General features: G+C 43.2%; 18 protein-coding genes. 3 read left to right on the top strand and 15 right to left on the bottom strand.

Translation table 11 applies throughout. The features are described from left to right. Nucleotides 1–47 precede the first annotated feature (47 nt). The 5 genes from ptsP to acnA all read right to left on the bottom strand — a co-directional run bounded on the left by ptsP (nucleotide 48) and on the right by acnA (nucleotide 7,173). A complete protein-coding gene (ptsP, locus tag NQZ91_02435) occupies nucleotides 48–1,781 on the bottom strand; it encodes a phosphoenolpyruvate--protein phosphotransferase (GenBank protein UUM58248.1) in 1,734 nt (577 codons plus the stop codon). A gap of 4 nt (nucleotides 1,782–1,785) precedes the next feature. Continuing rightward, a complete protein-coding gene (locus tag NQZ91_02440; protein UUM58249.1) occupies nucleotides 1,786–2,049 on the bottom strand; it encodes a phosphocarrier protein HPr in 264 nt (87 codons plus the stop codon). A gap of 155 nt (nucleotides 2,050–2,204) precedes the next feature. Next, nucleotides 2,205–3,386 (bottom strand): NADP-dependent isocitrate dehydrogenase, encoded by a 1,182-nt coding sequence (gene icd / locus NQZ91_02445; GenBank protein UUM58250.1) that lies wholly within the window; start codon nucleotides 3,384–3,386, stop codon nucleotides 2,205–2,207. Between the two features lie 2 nt (nucleotides 3,387–3,388). Next, nucleotides 3,389–4,507: a citrate synthase gene (locus NQZ91_02450; protein UUM58251.1), complete on the bottom strand. Its 1,119-nt coding sequence runs from the start codon at nucleotides 4,505–4,507 to the stop codon at nucleotides 3,389–3,391. After that, a complete protein-coding gene (gene acnA / locus NQZ91_02455; protein ID UUM58252.1) occupies nucleotides 4,504–7,173 on the bottom strand; it encodes an aconitate hydratase AcnA in 2,670 nt (889 codons plus the stop codon). Before acnA ends, NQZ91_02450 begins: the two co-directional genes overlap by 4 nt. Before the next feature lie 317 nt (nucleotides 7,174–7,490). Here acnA and nrdH point away from each other — a divergent pair, with 317 nt between their 5' ends. The 3 genes from nrdH to nrdF all read left to right on the top strand — a co-directional run bounded on the left by nrdH (nucleotide 7,491) and on the right by nrdF (nucleotide 11,036). Beyond that, nucleotides 7,491–7,709 (top strand): glutaredoxin-like protein NrdH, encoded by a 219-nt coding sequence (gene nrdH / locus NQZ91_02460; protein UUM58253.1) that lies wholly within the window; start codon nucleotides 7,491–7,493, stop codon nucleotides 7,707–7,709. 29 nt (nucleotides 7,710–7,738) lie between these two features. Continuing rightward, complete coding sequence (nrdE, locus tag NQZ91_02465; protein UUM58254.1) at nucleotides 7,739–9,898, top strand: class 1b ribonucleoside-diphosphate reductase subunit alpha; 2,160 nt, start codon at nucleotides 7,739–7,741, stop codon at nucleotides 9,896–9,898. A gap of 169 nt (nucleotides 9,899–10,067) precedes the next feature. Next, entirely contained in the window at nucleotides 10,068–11,036 is a 969-nt protein-coding gene (gene nrdF, locus NQZ91_02470; GenBank protein UUM58255.1) for a class 1b ribonucleoside-diphosphate reductase subunit beta, read from the top strand. Between the two features lie 39 nt (nucleotides 11,037–11,075). Here nrdF and NQZ91_02475 read toward each other — a convergent pair whose 3' ends face one another. The 10 genes from NQZ91_02475 to NQZ91_02520 form a co-directional block, all read right to left on the bottom strand. Beyond that, on the bottom strand, nucleotides 11,076–11,753 hold the full coding sequence (locus NQZ91_02475; protein ID UUM58256.1) for a CPBP family intramembrane metalloprotease: 678 nt from the start codon (nucleotides 11,751–11,753) through the stop codon (nucleotides 11,076–11,078). A 9-nt stretch (nucleotides 11,754–11,762) separates the two neighbouring features. Beyond that, nucleotides 11,763–12,080 (bottom strand): hypothetical protein, encoded by a 318-nt coding sequence (locus tag NQZ91_02480; GenBank protein UUM58257.1) that lies wholly within the window; start codon nucleotides 12,078–12,080, stop codon nucleotides 11,763–11,765. 15 nt (nucleotides 12,081–12,095) lie between these two features. Continuing rightward, nucleotides 12,096–12,779, bottom strand: coding sequence for a CPBP family intramembrane metalloprotease (locus tag NQZ91_02485; GenBank protein ID UUM58258.1), 684 nt, complete (start codon nucleotides 12,777–12,779; stop codon nucleotides 12,096–12,098). Between the two features lie 21 nt (nucleotides 12,780–12,800). Next, nucleotides 12,801–13,559, bottom strand: a complete 759-nt coding sequence (locus NQZ91_02490) for a DUF3169 family protein (GenBank protein UUM58259.1) — start codon at nucleotides 13,557–13,559, stop codon at nucleotides 12,801–12,803. Continuing rightward, nucleotides 13,556–13,771 (bottom strand): helix-turn-helix transcriptional regulator, encoded by a 216-nt coding sequence (locus NQZ91_02495; protein UUM58260.1) that lies wholly within the window; start codon nucleotides 13,769–13,771, stop codon nucleotides 13,556–13,558. The genes NQZ91_02490 and NQZ91_02495 overlap by 4 nt, the downstream gene beginning before the upstream one ends. Before the next feature lie 12 nt (nucleotides 13,772–13,783). Beyond that, entirely contained in the window at nucleotides 13,784–14,350 is a 567-nt protein-coding gene (locus NQZ91_02500; GenBank protein UUM58261.1) for a DUF3267 domain-containing protein, read from the bottom strand. 152 nt (nucleotides 14,351–14,502) lie between these two features. Further along, complete coding sequence (locus NQZ91_02505; protein UUM58262.1) at nucleotides 14,503–14,706, bottom strand: hypothetical protein; 204 nt, start codon at nucleotides 14,704–14,706, stop codon at nucleotides 14,503–14,505. Then, the gene (locus NQZ91_02510) at nucleotides 14,690–14,914 is read right to left on the bottom strand and encodes a hypothetical protein (GenBank protein UUM58263.1); all 225 of its coding nucleotides are present in this window, start codon (nucleotides 14,912–14,914) and stop codon (nucleotides 14,690–14,692) included. The genes NQZ91_02505 and NQZ91_02510 overlap by 17 nt, the downstream gene beginning before the upstream one ends. Before the next feature lie 252 nt (nucleotides 14,915–15,166). Next, the gene (locus NQZ91_02515; GenBank protein ID UUM58264.1) at nucleotides 15,167–15,376 is read right to left on the bottom strand and encodes a hypothetical protein; all 210 of its coding nucleotides are present in this window, start codon (nucleotides 15,374–15,376) and stop codon (nucleotides 15,167–15,169) included. A 198-nt stretch (nucleotides 15,377–15,574) separates the two neighbouring features. Further along, complete coding sequence (locus tag NQZ91_02520) at nucleotides 15,575–16,477, bottom strand: PfkB family carbohydrate kinase (GenBank protein ID UUM58265.1); 903 nt, start codon at nucleotides 16,475–16,477, stop codon at nucleotides 15,575–15,577. Between the last annotated feature and the right edge of the window lie 47 nt (nucleotides 16,478–16,524).

A 16,524-nucleotide genomic window follows, 5' to 3' on the forward strand; every position in this document is an offset into this window, starting at 1 on the left:
TTTTTAGCATAAAAAAGCAAGGATTCAGTCCCTGCTTTTTTCAATGATTAGTTGAAATCAACATACTCTTTTTGAAGTTCAAGAACTTCTTCTGCCGTTGCACATTCTGTCAAGGCACGGTGAGCATATTCTTCCATCTTAGCTGTGTCAAGTGTCTTCATGAGGCTACGCGTACGAAGGACAGATGTTGCGCTCATAGAGAACTCATCCAAGCCCATTCCGACAAGAAGTGGAACAGCTTGTTGGTCACCAGCCATCTCACCACACATACCAGCCCATTTGCCTTCTGCGTGTGCAGCCTTGATAACGTTGTTGATCAAGCGAAGGATAGATGGGTTGTATGGTTGGTAGAGGTATGAAACTTGCTCGTTCATACGGTCTGCTGCCATTGTGTATTGGATAAGGTCGTTAGTACCGATAGAGAAGAAATCAACTTCTTTCGCAAATTGGTCCGCAAGCATAGCCGCAGCTGGGATTTCAATCATGATACCCACTTGAATATCATCTGCAACTGCAATGCCTTCCGCAAGCAATTTCGCTTTTTCTTCTTCAAGAATAGCTTTTGCAGCACGGAATTCTGTTACCAAAGCAACCATTGGGAACATGATACGCAATTTACCGTGAACAGATGAGCGCAACAAGGCACGCAACTGGGTACGGAACATTTGGTTACCAGTCTCAGAGATAGAGATACGAAGGGCACGGAAACCAAGGAATGGGTTCATTTCATGTGGAAGGTCGAAGTAAGGAAGCTCCTTATCACCACCGATATCCATAGTACGAACTACGACTGGTTTGCCGTTCATGCCTTCAAGAACAGCCTTATAAGCCTCGTATTGCTCATCTTCAGTTGGGAAGTCTTGTGAGTCCATGTACAAGAATTCTGTACGATAGAGACCAACTGCCTCAGCACCGTTATCATTTACACCTTCAACGTCTTTAGGTGTACCGATGTTAGCAGCCAATTCAAAGTGTTTGCCGTCAGCTGTCACTGTTTGAGCATCTTTCAAGAGTGCCCACTCAGCTTTTTGTTTAGCATAGGCTTCGCCAGCTGCCTTAAATTCTGCAATCACTTCTTCAGATGGGTTGATAACAACTTCACCAGTGATACCGTTAACAGCGAGGACATCACCATCTTTCACGATTTCAGTAATATTATTTGTACCCAATACAGCTGCAATTTCAAGTGTACGAGCCATGATAGCTGAGTGACTTGTACGTCCACCGATGTTTGTTACAAAAGCTTTAACAAATTGCTTATTCAATTGAGCCGTATCAGAAGGTGTCAAGTCATGAGCAATCACGATAGACTCTTCATCAATTGTTGCTGGGTTTGGCAAACGAACACCAAGCAAGTGAGCTAGGACACGTTTTGCAACGTCGCGAATATCTGCTGCACGCTCTTGCATGTATGGGTTATCTTCCATACCTTCAAAGATAGCGATGAACATATCCGTTACTTCTTTCAAACCTGTTTCAGCATTTGTTTTCTTAGCACGGATAGTTTCCTTAATCTGTCCAATCATTTCTGGGTCAGCAAGAACCATCAAGTGTGCATCAAATACGGCTGCGGCTTCTTCACCTAGGCTAGCTACTGCATTCTCACGAATAACAGAAAGCTCGTTTTGAGACGCTTCAAGAGCTGCATCCAAACGAGCTTCTTCTGCATTTGTATCTTCAACTGTAACAGTTTCAAAAGATAAATCGGGTTGAACCAGTAGATATGCCTTAGCAACGGCAACACCGTCAGATGCTGCAATTCCTTTAAGCATTTCTGTCATGTTCTTATGCCAATCCTTCTTTTTCCATTGTTTCTGTGATTGCTGCGATTGCATCGTCAGCATCTGCACCTTCAGCAGAGATTGTTACGTCAGCACCTTGGCCAACACCAAGAGACATAACACCCATGATAGATTTAAGGTTAACTGATTTTTCTTTGTAGTTCAACGTGATGTCTGAAGCGAATTTGCTAGCAGTTTGAACAAGCAAAGTTGCTGGACGTGCGTGGATACCTGTTTCTGCCACGATGTGGAAGTCTTTTGAAGCCATATTTGGATTCTCCTTTTTGTTTTACAAAATTTGGGCTATTATGATAACCCTTACAAGGAGGATTATACCACTTTTTGAAATCATTTTCAAGATTTTTTTGCATTTCTTTCATTTTTCTAAGAAAAAGACCTGCCTGGTCGCAAGGCCTTTCTATCTTAAAAATATTGAATAAGAGCCGTAACAAATTGACTAGTAGATAGGGGTTCTACTCCCAAATCCTTTGCAAAGTCAACAGTTACCTGTTTATTTTCAAAAGCTTTTTCGAGTCCAGAAACAATAATCTCTGCTGCTTCTTTCCAATTCATATAATCCAACATCATACAAGCAGACAACAGAACTGAACTTGGATTAGCCTTGTTTTGGCCAGCAATATCTGGCGCTGTTCCATGTGTAGCTTCAAAAATGGCATGTCCTGTTTGGTAATTGATATTTGCACCTGGTGAGATGCCGATTCCACCAACCTGGGCCGCTAGAGCATCTGAAGCGTAGTCTCCGTTGAGATTGGTGAGGGCCACCACATCGAACTTTTCTGGAGCAAGTAAGATTTGCTGAAGGAAATTGTCCGCAATAATATCGTTGACTACCAAATCACCCGACTTAAGAAGATCCGCATATTCTTGTTGAGCCAGTTCATAACCCCATTTTCGAAATCCACCTTCAGTGAACTTTTGAATGTTGCCCTTGTGGACCAGGGTTACATTTTTTAGGCCATTTTCCAAGGCGTAATCAATAGCAGAGCGAACCAAGCGCTTGCTACCTTCCTCAGAAATCGGCTTGATACCGATACTGGATGTCTCAGGGAAACGAATTTTACTAACTCCCATCTGGTCCTTCAAGAAAGCAAGCACCTGTGCTACTTCAGCAGTTCCAGCATCCCATTCGATACCTGCATAAATATCTTCTGTATTTTCACGGAAAATCGTAATATTGGTTTTTTCTGGTTCTTTTAGTGGACTAGGCACTCCCTTAAAATAGCGGACTGGCCGCACACAGGCAAAGAGGTCCAGTTCCTGGCGCAGGGCGACATTGAGCGAGCGATGTCCCTTACCGACTGGCGTTCCCAAGGGCCCCTTGATAGCCAAGAGGTGGTCCTTAATGGTGGCTAAGGTCTCGTCTGGTAAGGAAGTTCCTGTTGTTTCATAGGCCTTTTCACCGGCCAATACTTCCTTCCAGACAATCTGACGCTGGCCATTATAAGCCTTTTCAACTGCCGCATCAATCGCAGACTGAGCCGCTGACCAAATATCCTTACCGACACCGTCCCCCTCGATATAGGGAATAATGGGTTGGTCAGGAACCAGCAACTTTCCATTTTCAAATCTAATTTTTTCTGCCATACTTATCTCTTTCCGATTGGGATATAGGTCAAATTCCGTCCACCTAGATAGGACGAACGAGGACGGATGAGCTTATTGTTCTTGCGTTGTTCCTGTACATGGGCAATCCAGCCGGCCATACGGCTCATGGCAAAAATCAAGGTAAAAATATCACTGTCAATTCCCAAAACATGATAAACAGTTGCCGAATAGAAATCCACGTTCGGAATCAATCCTTTTTTGTGCTTGATAAAGTCCTCTACTTCTTCGGACAAGCGATAGAAGGCCTCATCATCCGTTCCCATTGTCAAATCACGCGCCATTTCCTTCAAATATTCTTGACGAGGATCCACCGTTTGATAAACCCGGTGACCAAAGCCCATAATTTTTTCTTTTGAGTCCAATTTTTGCTGCAAGTAACCTTCTGTATCACCAGATTCACGGATAGCCAGCAACATATCGAAAACCCGCTCATTAGCTCCGCCATGTAGAGAACCCTTGAGCGTTCCAATAGCTGTCGTCACGCAAGAATAAATATCTGTCAGGGTGGAGGCGGTCACGCGCGCCGCAAAGGTCGAGGCGTTGAGTTCATGGTCAGCATGGAGGACCAGTGCCTTGCTAAAGGCCTTGACTTGCAAATCTGTCGGCTCCTGCCCATTGAGCATATAAAGGAAATTAGCCGCAAAGCCCAGATCCTCACGAGGCTCAATCGGCACCAAGCCCTTCCGCAGACGAGCAAAGGTTGCAATGATTGTCGGAACCTTAGCCATAATCTGAATCGACTGGTCATAGAGGGCCTCCAGCGAACTTTCCTCAGCCCGAACATTGTAAACACCTAAGAGTGACACCGTTGACCGCAAGACACTCATCGGGTGCAGGTGTCTGCGTGACTGGATGAGAATGCACTGCTCCACCGCATCAGAAATGGCATACTCAGCCCGCAAGGCTTTTTTAAAATAATTGAGCTCAATCTGCGTCGGGAGGTGCAGATTCCAAAGCAGGTAAATGACCTCTTCAAAAGACGCATTATTGTCCATCAACTCTGAAATATCATAACCAGCATAGGAAAGGCGGTCATTTTCAATCGCACTAATGCGCGTATCGCAGGCAATGGCATCTTTCAATCCATTTGTTTCTGTCATAGTTGACCTCCTAGTTTCTTTCTCACCACCATTGGCAAAATGCCTCCGTGGCGGTAATAACGAATATCAGCCTCCGCATCAAAGCGAGCCAGAGCCTGAAATTCCTTGGTTTCATTTTCCGAAATAGCCCGAACGGTTACCATCTGACCGACCGTCACATCCTCCGGCAAATCGATAGAGTAGGTTTCCAAACCAGTCAATCCCAGACTGTCTGCTGTCTGCCCCTCAAGGAATTGCAAGGGTAGGACACCCATCATGACTAGATTAGAGCGGTGAATGCGTTCAAAGGATTCTGCCAATACAGCCTTGACACCCAAAAGATTGGCCCCCTTGGCTGCCCAGTCACGACTAGAACCCATCCCATAGTCCTTACCAGCAATTACCAGGCTACCAATTCCAGCCTCCTGATACTTCATAGCAACATCATAAATCGGCAGAATTTCGCCATCATACTTGGTAAAACCACCAATTTTTCCATCTGCCAACTCATTTTTAATCCGGATATTGGCAAATGTTCCTCGCATCATGACTTGGTGGTTCCCACGGCGACTACCATAGGAGTTGAAGTCAAAATATGAAATCCCATTATCCTCTAGGTAGCGAGCAGCGGGACTGAGTCGCGCAATGTTCCCCGCTGGTGAAATGTGGTCGGTAGTGACAGAGTCTCCAAATTTGGCCAGGACTGCTAGATTGTCCAAAGGCTTGATAGATAAATCTGCCTGCATATTATCAAAATATGGCGGGTTTTGAATGTAGGTTGACTTGTCATTCCAGGCATAATTTTTATCCGACGTCGTTTCAATGGCATTCCAAGCTTGACTATCTGTAAAGACCTGTTGGTATTCTTCCTTATAAAGGTCACGGGTCACATACTGCTCGATATAGGCATCTACCTCCTCACGACTTGGCATGATGTCTGAGAGATAGACATGTTGACCATTCTGGTCTTGACCAAGTGGCTCTGTCGTCAAGTCAACATTCATGTTTCCTGCAATGGCATAGGCCACTACAAGAGGCGGACTTGCAAGGAAATTAGCTTTGACAAGCGGATTGATACGGCCCTCAAAGTTACGGTTTCCAGATAAGACTGCCGAAACCAGCAAATCTTCTTCCTTAATGGCTTCTGCAACTTCTACTGGCAAATCACCGGAATTCCCGATACAAGTGGTACAACCATAGCCGACCAAGTTAAATCCAAGCGCATCCAGATAGGCTTGGAGGCCTGAATTTTTCAAGTAACCTGTAACAACTTTTGAACCAGGTGCCAGAGAAGTCTTGACCGTTTTATTGACTGTCAGGCCTTTTTCAACCGCATTCTTAGCCAGTAATCCTGCCGCTAAAAGTACGTAGGGGTTAGATGTATTTGTACAAGAGGTAATAGCTGCAATGGCTACATGACCTGTCTGAATCGTCTCATCTCCGTCCGCATAATGCACCGTCGCTGTCTTATCTAGCTCTGCCTTGTCCAAACCAAAACCACGAACACCAACTTCACGAGTGATGCTGGCAGCAAATTCCTCCTTGGCATCGGTCAATTCAATCAAATCTTGCGGCCGTTTTGGTCCAGAAATAGACGGCACCACCGTTGACAAATCCAACTCCAAAACCTTGGTGTAGGTTGGGAAATTGACCTCATCGTAGAACAGATGATTGACCTTGGCATAAGCCTCCGTCAAAGCGATATGGTCCTCTGAACGGTTGGTCAGGCGCATGTAGTTCAAGGTCTCAGCATCGATCGGGAAGTAACCACAAGTCGCGCCATACTCAGGTGCCATGTTGGAAACCGTCGCCCGGTCAGCCAGTGCCAATGAAGACAGACCCGGTCCAAAAAATTCAACAAACTTGCCGACAACATTTTCCTGGCGGAGCAATTGTGTCACCCGTAGAGCCAAATCTGTCGCTGTCGCAACCTTGGGCAGACTGCCTGTCAAATGAACACCAATCACTTCTGGAATTGGGAAATAAGACGCCTCTCCCAACATAGCTGCCTCGGCCTCAATACCTCCGACACCCCAGCCCAGAACACCGATACCGTTGATCATGGTCGTATGGCTGTCCGTACCGAACATAGAATCTGGATAAAGTAGGCCATCCTGCTCGATGACAACATCACTGAGGAACTCAATATTGACCTGGTGGATAATCCCTGTTGCAGGTGGCACAGCCCGATAATTCTCAAAAGAGTTTTCCGCCCATTTTAAGAATTCATAACGCTCATTATTACGCTCAAATTCTAGCTCAATATTTTTTTCCAGAGCCTGGTCCGTACCGAAGTAATCGACCTGCACAGAGTGGTCAACCACCAAATCAACTGGAATTTCAGGGTTAATCAAATCAGGACTGCCACCCGCCTTAACCACCGCATCACGCATGGATGCAAGGTCAACCACAACTGGAACCCCTGTAAAATCCTGCAAAATAACACGACTAGGCTTAAAAGGAACCTCACCCTGTGGAGCTGCAGCCTGGTAGGTCACCAAATCTTTAATGTGACTTTTGGTCACATCTACACTATCTTCCTTACGAAGTAAGCTTTCTAACAGAATACGAATCGTATAAGGGAGTGCTTGAATATTCACACCATGTTCTTGGGCAACCTCTCCCAAATCATAGTAAGAGAATAATTGTTGTTTGTGTTCAAAATTCGATTTGTTCTTTTGAGTCATGTCTGCTACCTCTATGTATTCATTATGTATATTATACTGGAAGTTGCTTTTTTTATTCAAACACAACTTAACCATGAATGTCATATTTTATGACATATGGTGATTTCGCATAGAAAACAGCTCTACTACGGCTTAAACAAAGCTTGTAGACCTCATTTTCAGAAAACACTACATGTAGTATTTTCTTGTTCGTTATTCGTCTATATTTTGTGATTTATTTAAGCTAACCCCTTGACTTTAACCCCAAAATCTTGTATTCTAGATTGGTAAATTTGAAGGGAATTATGCAATTTCCTTGTAAACAAAGGAGAAATCGAATGGTTACTATCTATTCAAAAAATGATTGTGTACAGTGCAAGATGTCTAAGAAATTCCTAGACCAACACGGTGTGGAATACAAGGAAATTAACCTGGATGAGCAGCCAGAATTTATTGACCACGTCAAAGGACTTGGTTTCTCATCAGCGCCAGTGATTGAAACCGAAAACGACGTTTTCTCTGGTTTCCAACCTGCAAAATTAAAAGCCTTAGTATAAGAACCCTATTATAGAAAGAGATTGCGACTATGAGTTTGAAAGATTTGGGCGATGTGTCCTACTTCCGTTTAAATAACGAAATCAACCGTCCTGTCAATGGACAAATCCCCCTCCACAAGGATCAGGAGGCCCTTAAAGCCTTTTTCAAGGAAAATGTTATCCCTAACAGCAAGCAATTCGATAGCATTTTGGATAAAATCAACTATCTTGTCGAGGAAAATTATTTAGAAAAAGAATTTTTGGAGCAGTACAGCCCAGAATTTCTCATTAAAATTGACCAATTTTTGAAAGACCAGAACTTCCAATTTAAGTCTTTCATGGCAGCCTACAAGTTTTATAACCAGTACGCCCTCAAGACAAACGACGGTGCTTACTATCTGGAAAGCATGGAGGACCGCGTCCTCTTCAACGCCCTCTATTTTGCGGAAGGTGACGAAGAATTGGCCTTGGATTTGGCAAACGAGATGATCCACCTGCGTTACCAGCCTGCAACTCCTTCCTTCCTCAATGCTGGTCGTGCTCGCCGTGGTGAATTGGTATCCTGTTTCTTGCTTCAAGTAACAGACGACATGAACTCTATCGGTCGTTCTATCAACTCTGCTCTGCAATTATCCCGTATCGGCGGCGGTGTCGGTATCTCCCTCAGCAACCTGCGTGAGGCTGGCGCTCCTATCAAGGGATATGAAGGAGCTGCATCTGGTGTCGTTCCAGTTATGAAACTTTTTGAAGATAGTTTCTCTTATTCCAACCAGCTTGGTCAGCGTCAAGGTGCCGGTGTGGTTTACTTGGATGTTTTCCACCCAGATATTATCGCTTTCCTTTCGACTAAGAAGGAAAATGCGGATGAGAAAGTTCGTGTAAAAACCCTTTCTCTCGGTATCACTGTTCCTGATAAGTTCTACGAATTGGCTCGTAAAAATGAGGACATGTACCTCTTCAGCCCTTACTCTGTTGAGCTAGAATACGGCGTGCCATTCAGCTATTTGGACATTACAGCTAAATATGACGAGTTGGTGGCCAACCCTCGCATTCGTAAGACAAAAATCAAGGCCCGCGATTTGGAGACAGAAATTTCAAAACTCCAACAAGAATCAGGCTATCCGTATGTCATCAACATTGACACGGCCAACCGCAGCAATCCAGTTGACGGTAAAATCATCATGTCCAACCTTTGCTCAGAAATCCTGCAAATCCAGACACCAAGCGTCATCAACGATTCGCAAGAATATTTGACAATGGGTACTGACGTTTCATGTAACTTGGGTTCAACCAACATTGTTAACCTCATGAAATCACCTGACTTTGGTCGTTCTGTTCGTGCTATGACACGCGCCTTGACCTATGTTACTGACCATTCGCACATTTCTGCTGTGCCTTCGATTGAGGCAGGTAATGAGCGTGCACATTCGATTGGTTTGGGTGCCATGGGACTTCATTCTTACTTGGCGCAAAACTTGGTGGACTACGGTTCAAAAACAGCCGTTGAATTTACCAATATCTACTTCATGCTCCTCAACTACTGGACTTTGGTAGAATCAAACAACATTGCACGCGAACGCAAGGCGACTTTTGATAACTTTGAAAACTCAAAATACGCAGACGGCACTTATTTCGATAAGTATGTGACAGGCGACTACCAACCACAATCTGACCGTGTTAAAGAATTGTTCCAAGGTATTTTCATTCCAAGCGGACAAGATTGGGCTGACCTGCGTGATAAGGTGATGGCAGACGGTCTCTACCACCAAAACCGCTTGGCAGTTGCACCAAACGGCTCTATTTCCTATATCAATGATGTCTCTGCTTCCATCCACCCAATTACTCAACGGATTGAAGAACGTCAAGAGAAGAAAATCGGTAAAATCTATTATCCAGCAGCAGGCTTGGCAACGGAAACTATTCCGTTCTACAAATCAGCCTACGACATGGATATGCGCAAGGTGATTGATGTCTACGCTGCTGCTACTGAGCACGTCGACCAAGGTTTGTCACTGACCCTCTTCCTCCGCAGCGAATTGCCAAAAGAGCTTTACGAGTGGAAAAATGAGAACAAGCAGACAACCCGTGACCTCTCTATCCTGCGCAACTACGCCTTCAACAAAGGCATCAAGTCTATCTACTACATCCGCACCTTCACCGACGACGGAGAAGAAATCGGATCAAACCAATGTGAAAGTTGTGTAATTTAACGTGGCAAGTGTTGTTGAAACTAACGTTTCTAACAACACTACGGAAAGTTCTATGGAACATTTCCTAGCCACCTTACTAACTTCCACAAAATAGTTAACTAACGTCCTTTGGGCGTTTTTTAACAGAAATATGATACAATAGTTTCAACACTTTATGATAAGGAAAGAGATGAACATGTCACAAACCTACTACAAAGCCATAAACTGGAATGCCATTGAAGATGTCATTGACAAATCGACCTGGGAAAAATTGACCGAGCAATTTTGGCTCGACACGCGTATCCCTTTGTCCAATGACTTGGATGACTGGCGTAAATTGACTGCCGAAGAGAAAGACCTGGTTGGCAAGGTCTTTGGTGGTCTGACACTCTTGGATACCCTTCAATCTGAAACAGGTGTTCAAGCCCTCCGCCAAGATGTGCGGACACCACACGAAGAGGCTGTTTACAACAACATCCAATTCATGGAGTCTGTTCACGCCAAGTCCTACTCTTCTATCTTCTCCACTCTTAACACCAAGTCAGAGATTGAAGAAATTTTTGAATGGACCAACAGCAATGAATACCTGCAACGCAAGGCTAAAATCATCAACGAAATTTATGAAAATGGCACAGCGCTCGAGAAGAAAGTAGCCAGCGTATTTTTAGAGACTTTCCTTTTCTATTCTGGTTTCTTCACTCCGCTCTACTATCTTGGAAATAACAAGCTGGCCAACGTTGCAGAAATCATCAAACTGATTATCCGTGACGAATCTGTCCACGGTACCTATATCGGCTACAAATTCCAGCTCGGTTTCAATGAATTGACCGAAGAGGAGCAAGACAAGCTCCGCGACTGGATGTACGACCTACTCTATCAGCTTTATGAAAATGAAGAAGGCTACACTCGTTCGCTCTATGATAGCGTTGGCTGGACTGAGGAAGTTTTGACCTTCCTACGCTACAATGCCAACAAAGCCCTCATGAACATGGGACAGGACCCACTCTTCCCAGATTCAGCGGATGATGTCAATCCAATCATCATGAACGGTATTTCGACCGGTACATCCAACCACGACTTCTTCTCTCAAGTTGGTAACGGCTACCTGCTTGGTGAAGTAGAGGCCATGCAGGATGATGATTACCTTTATGGTTTGTAAAATAGATAAATAAAAAAGCAGTCGACCACTGCTTTTTTTCTATACCCCAACCAATATCATGCCGTAGGCAATCAGGTTGTTGACAAAATGGAGCGCCATTGAATAGCGGATATCTCGTTTGAGCAAGAAAATCCATCCCAGATTGACTCCCATTGTAAAGTAAATCAAGAACTGCGGAATGGTTGCTGGTCCGTGTGGTAGGCTGAACAAAAGCCCTGACACAACCAAGTAAATCCCCACTGTTTTCATGCTCTGCATTTTCGGGAAGAAATAGGTGGCCAGAAAACCACGGAAAATCAATTCTTCCAGGATAGGGGCAAATACCACTACGGAGAAAAAGGCAAGAATGGGGTAAGCAGAAACAAACTGCACCACTATCATCTGGTTTTGGCTTTCCTCTACAGGAATGAGAAACTGAATGACAAAATAGACCAGGTAGACCAGAATCGGCCAGTGTAGCTTGTGGAACCAGCTGCTTTCGACGGTGTAGGCAATGGTCTTGCGTGGATAGACGACCTTCCAGAGGACCACAGCGAGGATTGTGGTCAGCACGATGCCGATAATGCCGCTAATCCAGACTGCTTGTTCCACAATTGGAGCTGGTAGCTCTGCTGCTAGTTGGTCCTTGAAGATGCCCAGCGAGATAAAGCTGCTGGTGACCTGGCTTGCTAGGAAATAAAGCACTATCAAGCCTAAGTGTTTGATAAATTTTAACATAGATAACCCCTAATCTACTTTTCTAAATTCAGCAATAGCATCCAGTCTGACCAAGCGAGTCGTGGTCTTACCGGCCTTGCCTGTCTGACTGAGCTTGACCCAATCCTCATCGCAGGCCCCAATCGTAAAATCCTGTCCAATCCCATCTTCAAAGACTACATGTACTGTAGCACCAACCAATTCTTCCACCATTTTTGACATGACATTTCCTCCATTTATCTGTTTTTTGAGTTTCTTGATCTGCTTGGCCATTTTCTTGACTTTTCCATCGTAGGAAAAATAGGATACAAACAGGAAACCAACCGCTGCAAGGGCTATATACTCCATACTTTCACCTCCGACTTATCCTAATGAACCATTCATGAGCATTTGCATCAAAAGCATGAGCAAAAATCCGATGATATTGTTGATGAAATGCACCAGCATGCTGTACTCCAAGCGTTTGCCTAGGCGGTAAATGAGACCTAGCACCAGCCCCATGCCCCCATACATAATCCAAGAACCAAGCCCTGTCGGAGCGTGCATGAGACCAAAGAGTAGGCTGGATAAGATGAGACCGAAGATAGATTCCTTGCCAAAGATTTTGCCCATGATAAAGCCTCGGAAGACGATTTCCTCGACAATAGGAGCAAAAATAGATGTCAATAAAAACAAGATAATCGGAGGAAATCCCATATCTTCAATGGCTTGCTGATTGACTGTGTTGAGCCCTTCACCCGACAATTGCATGACAATGCCTGCTATGATTTTAACAGCAAAAACTGCGATAAATCCAAGACCTACATAGGCCAACATCTTGAGAAAACCGTCCTGCCAAAATTTTGAGAGTAACTTCGCTTTACCTGCTAAGAAGATTTCCAAACCTGTCACTACCAGCAAGGCAGCGCTTGCCCAAACTAGATTGAGCCCTTGGTAATTGTCCAACCGAACTAAAACAAAGGTCGCTCCTATATTTAATGCAAAAGCCAAGAGAAACCATAAAATATAGGGCCAATTTTTCACCATATTCCATTCTTTAATTTTCATCGCAATCTCCTTTTTTCTATATTATTTATAATAATTTTTTGCCATTTTTAACTGCATGACCATAATATAGATATGAATACCTCCTGCAATCAATAGGCCTGTCAATTCTACTTCTCCTTGAATAGCTGAAAGAGCAAAACAAAATAGATAAATCCCCGGTAAAATCATACTGCTCAAGTTCATCACGATTTCAAAAGACATTTTGTAGTTTGCCTGCAATTCTGCCTCATCCAACCCTAAAACGTTAGCCTTTACTTCTTTCAAGGTTGGCACAAGAGGCGCCTTAATACCTTTTATCTTATTGTGCCGTTTCATCAGCAACATTTGCATAACAGTGGTGTAAACCAAGACAACAAATGGCCAAATTGAAAAGAATATAAATAACCCATTAGAAGAAATATCCAATTTCAAATTGAGCATCAAACTGACCATTCCCAAAACTGACATAAGACCTGTAAATGTCACTGCGTACAAGTAGTCTAAACTCAGTACTCGATATAGTTCATCAATGCGCTCATCGTCATCAGCTAAATCCTTATATATTTTATAGTTCTTTTCTGCTTTTATAAAATAATAAAGCTGTACCAATAAGGAAACAAGTGTCATGAACAAGAGTACTCCGCTAGCTATATCAAGGATAGTTTGGAAGGGTAGTTGCAAAGGATGATCTAATAAGCCAAAAAATCCAATTAAAAAACCTATAGGCGCACCAATTAAAACACCAATACCCAGTTGTTTACCTAATCTGAGAAGACTATTTTTTGATTTTTCTTTCTTCATCCCTCTACCTCCACTAATTGAAAGACATTTTCCACATTTTCATTAAAAATCTGTGCAATTCGCATGGCAATGACCACCGAGGGCGTATATTCGCCACGCTCTATCAGACTAATGGTCTGCCGCGAAACTTCTGCTAATTTTGCCAACTCTGTCTGGTTGAGGCTATCCCGTGCCCGCAACTCCTTAAGCCGATTTTTTAAGACATATTCCATGTTGTTTCCTTTCTAGGCTTGGTAGATAATCAAGCCTGTTTCTGTGTCTTCGACAGCTATATTCCCCTTAGCAAACTTAACCAACAAGAGATAAGTATAGTAGAAATCACCAGCACAAGCAGCTGCATGCATGGTAGCTACCATCAGATAAAGAGATACGTCCATTCCCCCTAAGCACGCTAGTATTGTCAAGCCTAGACTAATCACGACAAAGGGAGCCAGGGAAATTACCAACATTTGCATCCGATTATAGAGGGAACCTGGACTGGTTGCATAGGCCATGCCGGACTTCCATTTAAACCCGTATTTGACAGGATTTTCAGGACAAAAAATCTTGAAAAATAATCCATGAATAGCTTCATGTACAACTATCAAAAGAGGAAATAGAACCATTCCTATCCATAACTCTGGTAAGGTAAGTGGCAAATTTTGTTCTACATTGGCCAACAAGGAAAAGGCTAACTTACCAAATAGCAGAGCAAATGGGAAGACTAGAACAATCGCAAGAATATTCAATCCCCAGACAAATTTCTTATTTTCCATGATATTGACTTCATATAATTTCTTTTTCGCTTCCATCTTTCTTCTCCTTCATTTTCCTTCAAGCTAGACTAAACTATATAGTCCTAGAGCAACTCCAATCAGTAAGCCGAATATAGTTGCCCCTGTAATCATAATTGCTGCCATATCAGATGAAATGTGTCGTTTCATAAGGTTTCTCCTGTCTTTCCTTAGCTTTTTTCACTATTTTTCTTTTTGTTAAATTGCAGAGCTAACACCAGTGTCGCCAATAAAGGAGGAAAGGGATAACTCATTTCCGTCAAACCAATGTCAAATCCTAGCAAGGCAAAAATTTTAAATATCAAAATAGTTATCAAGAAGAGTGCGAAAAACAGTAGGACTACTTTCATTCCATTTTTAACTGTCTTGTTCATTTTTCTTCTCCTTTTCTCTGCTGAGAGTGACATCTAAAAGAAGGAGAGAATTCATCATCATCAAGAGTATCATGGTATCTATCTCCCGACCAAATACGATGTTTTTAACTAAACTATAAATCAAATATAGTGCAACTAGAACCTGCACTCCTCGCACAACGCTTGTTCCTGTAATCAAAATTCCTTTTTTATTGTTATTGTTTTTCATAACGACCTCCAAGATCAATCAATACGCTTTTCTGTTTTCAATTCCTTATCCTAGAACCAGGCCGTCAAAGCCTGTCCAAACTCCAATCCAATGTGATAGAGAGTAAATATGATCTCTTTAATATCAATCAACGTAATAATAAGTAGAGTTAGAAGAACTTTCTCACGTTTGGTCCAATTATTGAAATTCACTTCAGATTTTGTAGGTGACATATTTTTACTCATGATGATTTCCCGCTTTCTTTATTTTTACTTACTTTATTCTTTTCCCGTTTTTCTCTTTTCTGCCAGCTAGTTTCCACAAGTTCTCATCTGTCACTACGATGGCACAAATGGCAAGAACGACATGAGTATTATCCAACTGCTGCCACTTCATGATGTCAGCCAGCAGGACAAAAACTAGATAGGCAATTGCCAGTACTTGTACGAAGCGCGCAATGTGAAGATTGTTTAACTTTTTCATAATAGTTTCCTACTTTCTTTTTATATGATGATTTCGCTTTCATCTCTTATCTTGATATCATTGTAACACTTCTTTTTCTTTTTGACAAGTATATTTGTCAAAAAAATAATAAAAATTGTCAAAAAGTTTATGAAGATAGTCAAAATGTAGCTGATAATGGGCAATTAGACAAGCAAAAAAGCCCAAATGGGCTCGAATTTATAATTCTGATAAATACTTTCTTAAATCCTCATAGGTTGATGAAGGCAGGTGTACGCCGGGGTTGGCCACAATATAACTGGCGACACGATTGGCAAAGTCGAGCAACTTGTCCAAGGATTTTCCACTAGCTAATCCTGCCAATAGAGCGCCAACATGACTATCCCCCGCTCCCACCGCGTCTACCACTTGCGCTGGATAAGACCTTTGCTCATGCCATTGTCCATCGTAGGCCAAAGCTCCAGCCTCTCCTCTGGTTACCACCAGCGCTTGCCCGGTGCGTTCATTTAAGATCTGCACAGCCTGCCTGATGTCAGTTTGACCTGATAATGTCAAAGCCTCTTGCTCATTGACATGGAGGATAGGAGACAAATCCAAGACTTGCTCCATGCGCTGCTTATCTATCAGATGTCCTCGCGGTCCCGGCGCAAAAATGAGCTGGGCAGGAATAGTTTCCAAACTGTCCACTAATGCCTGACCTGTTTCTTCCTCCACTTCTAAACCACAAACGTAAGCATAATCGTACTCCGATAAATCCAACTGGTCCAGCCAAGTAGGGTCAAAATGGTATTCCACACCATGGTCGGACAGAAAGGTCCGTTCTCCGTCGCTTTCGATAAAGCAGTAACAACAGCCGTTGGCTCTTTCCACTAAAACCCGTGGTTCAATTCCAATTTTTTCCAGCTCATTCCTGACAAAATGACCGTAAATGCCCGTCCCTACAGGTGAAATGAAATCATAGTCCACACCCATGTGGTGCAGGATATTGACCACATTGAAAGCACAACCGCCCAGAGACAGGACCTGTTTGTCAATATGCGCATCGCCTTGCCGCCCCGGTAACTGATCCAGATAAATCATCACATCACAAACGGTCGAACCGATTACCAAACATTTTCCCATAGCAAAACCTCCGCTATAGAGATAGTATAGCACAAAAACTCCCCTAT

Origin of the sequence: Streptococcus suis (assembly GCA_024583055.1) — a bacterium.
Taxonomy (GTDB): Bacteria; Bacillota; Bacilli; order Lactobacillales; family Streptococcaceae; genus Streptococcus; species Streptococcus suis_V.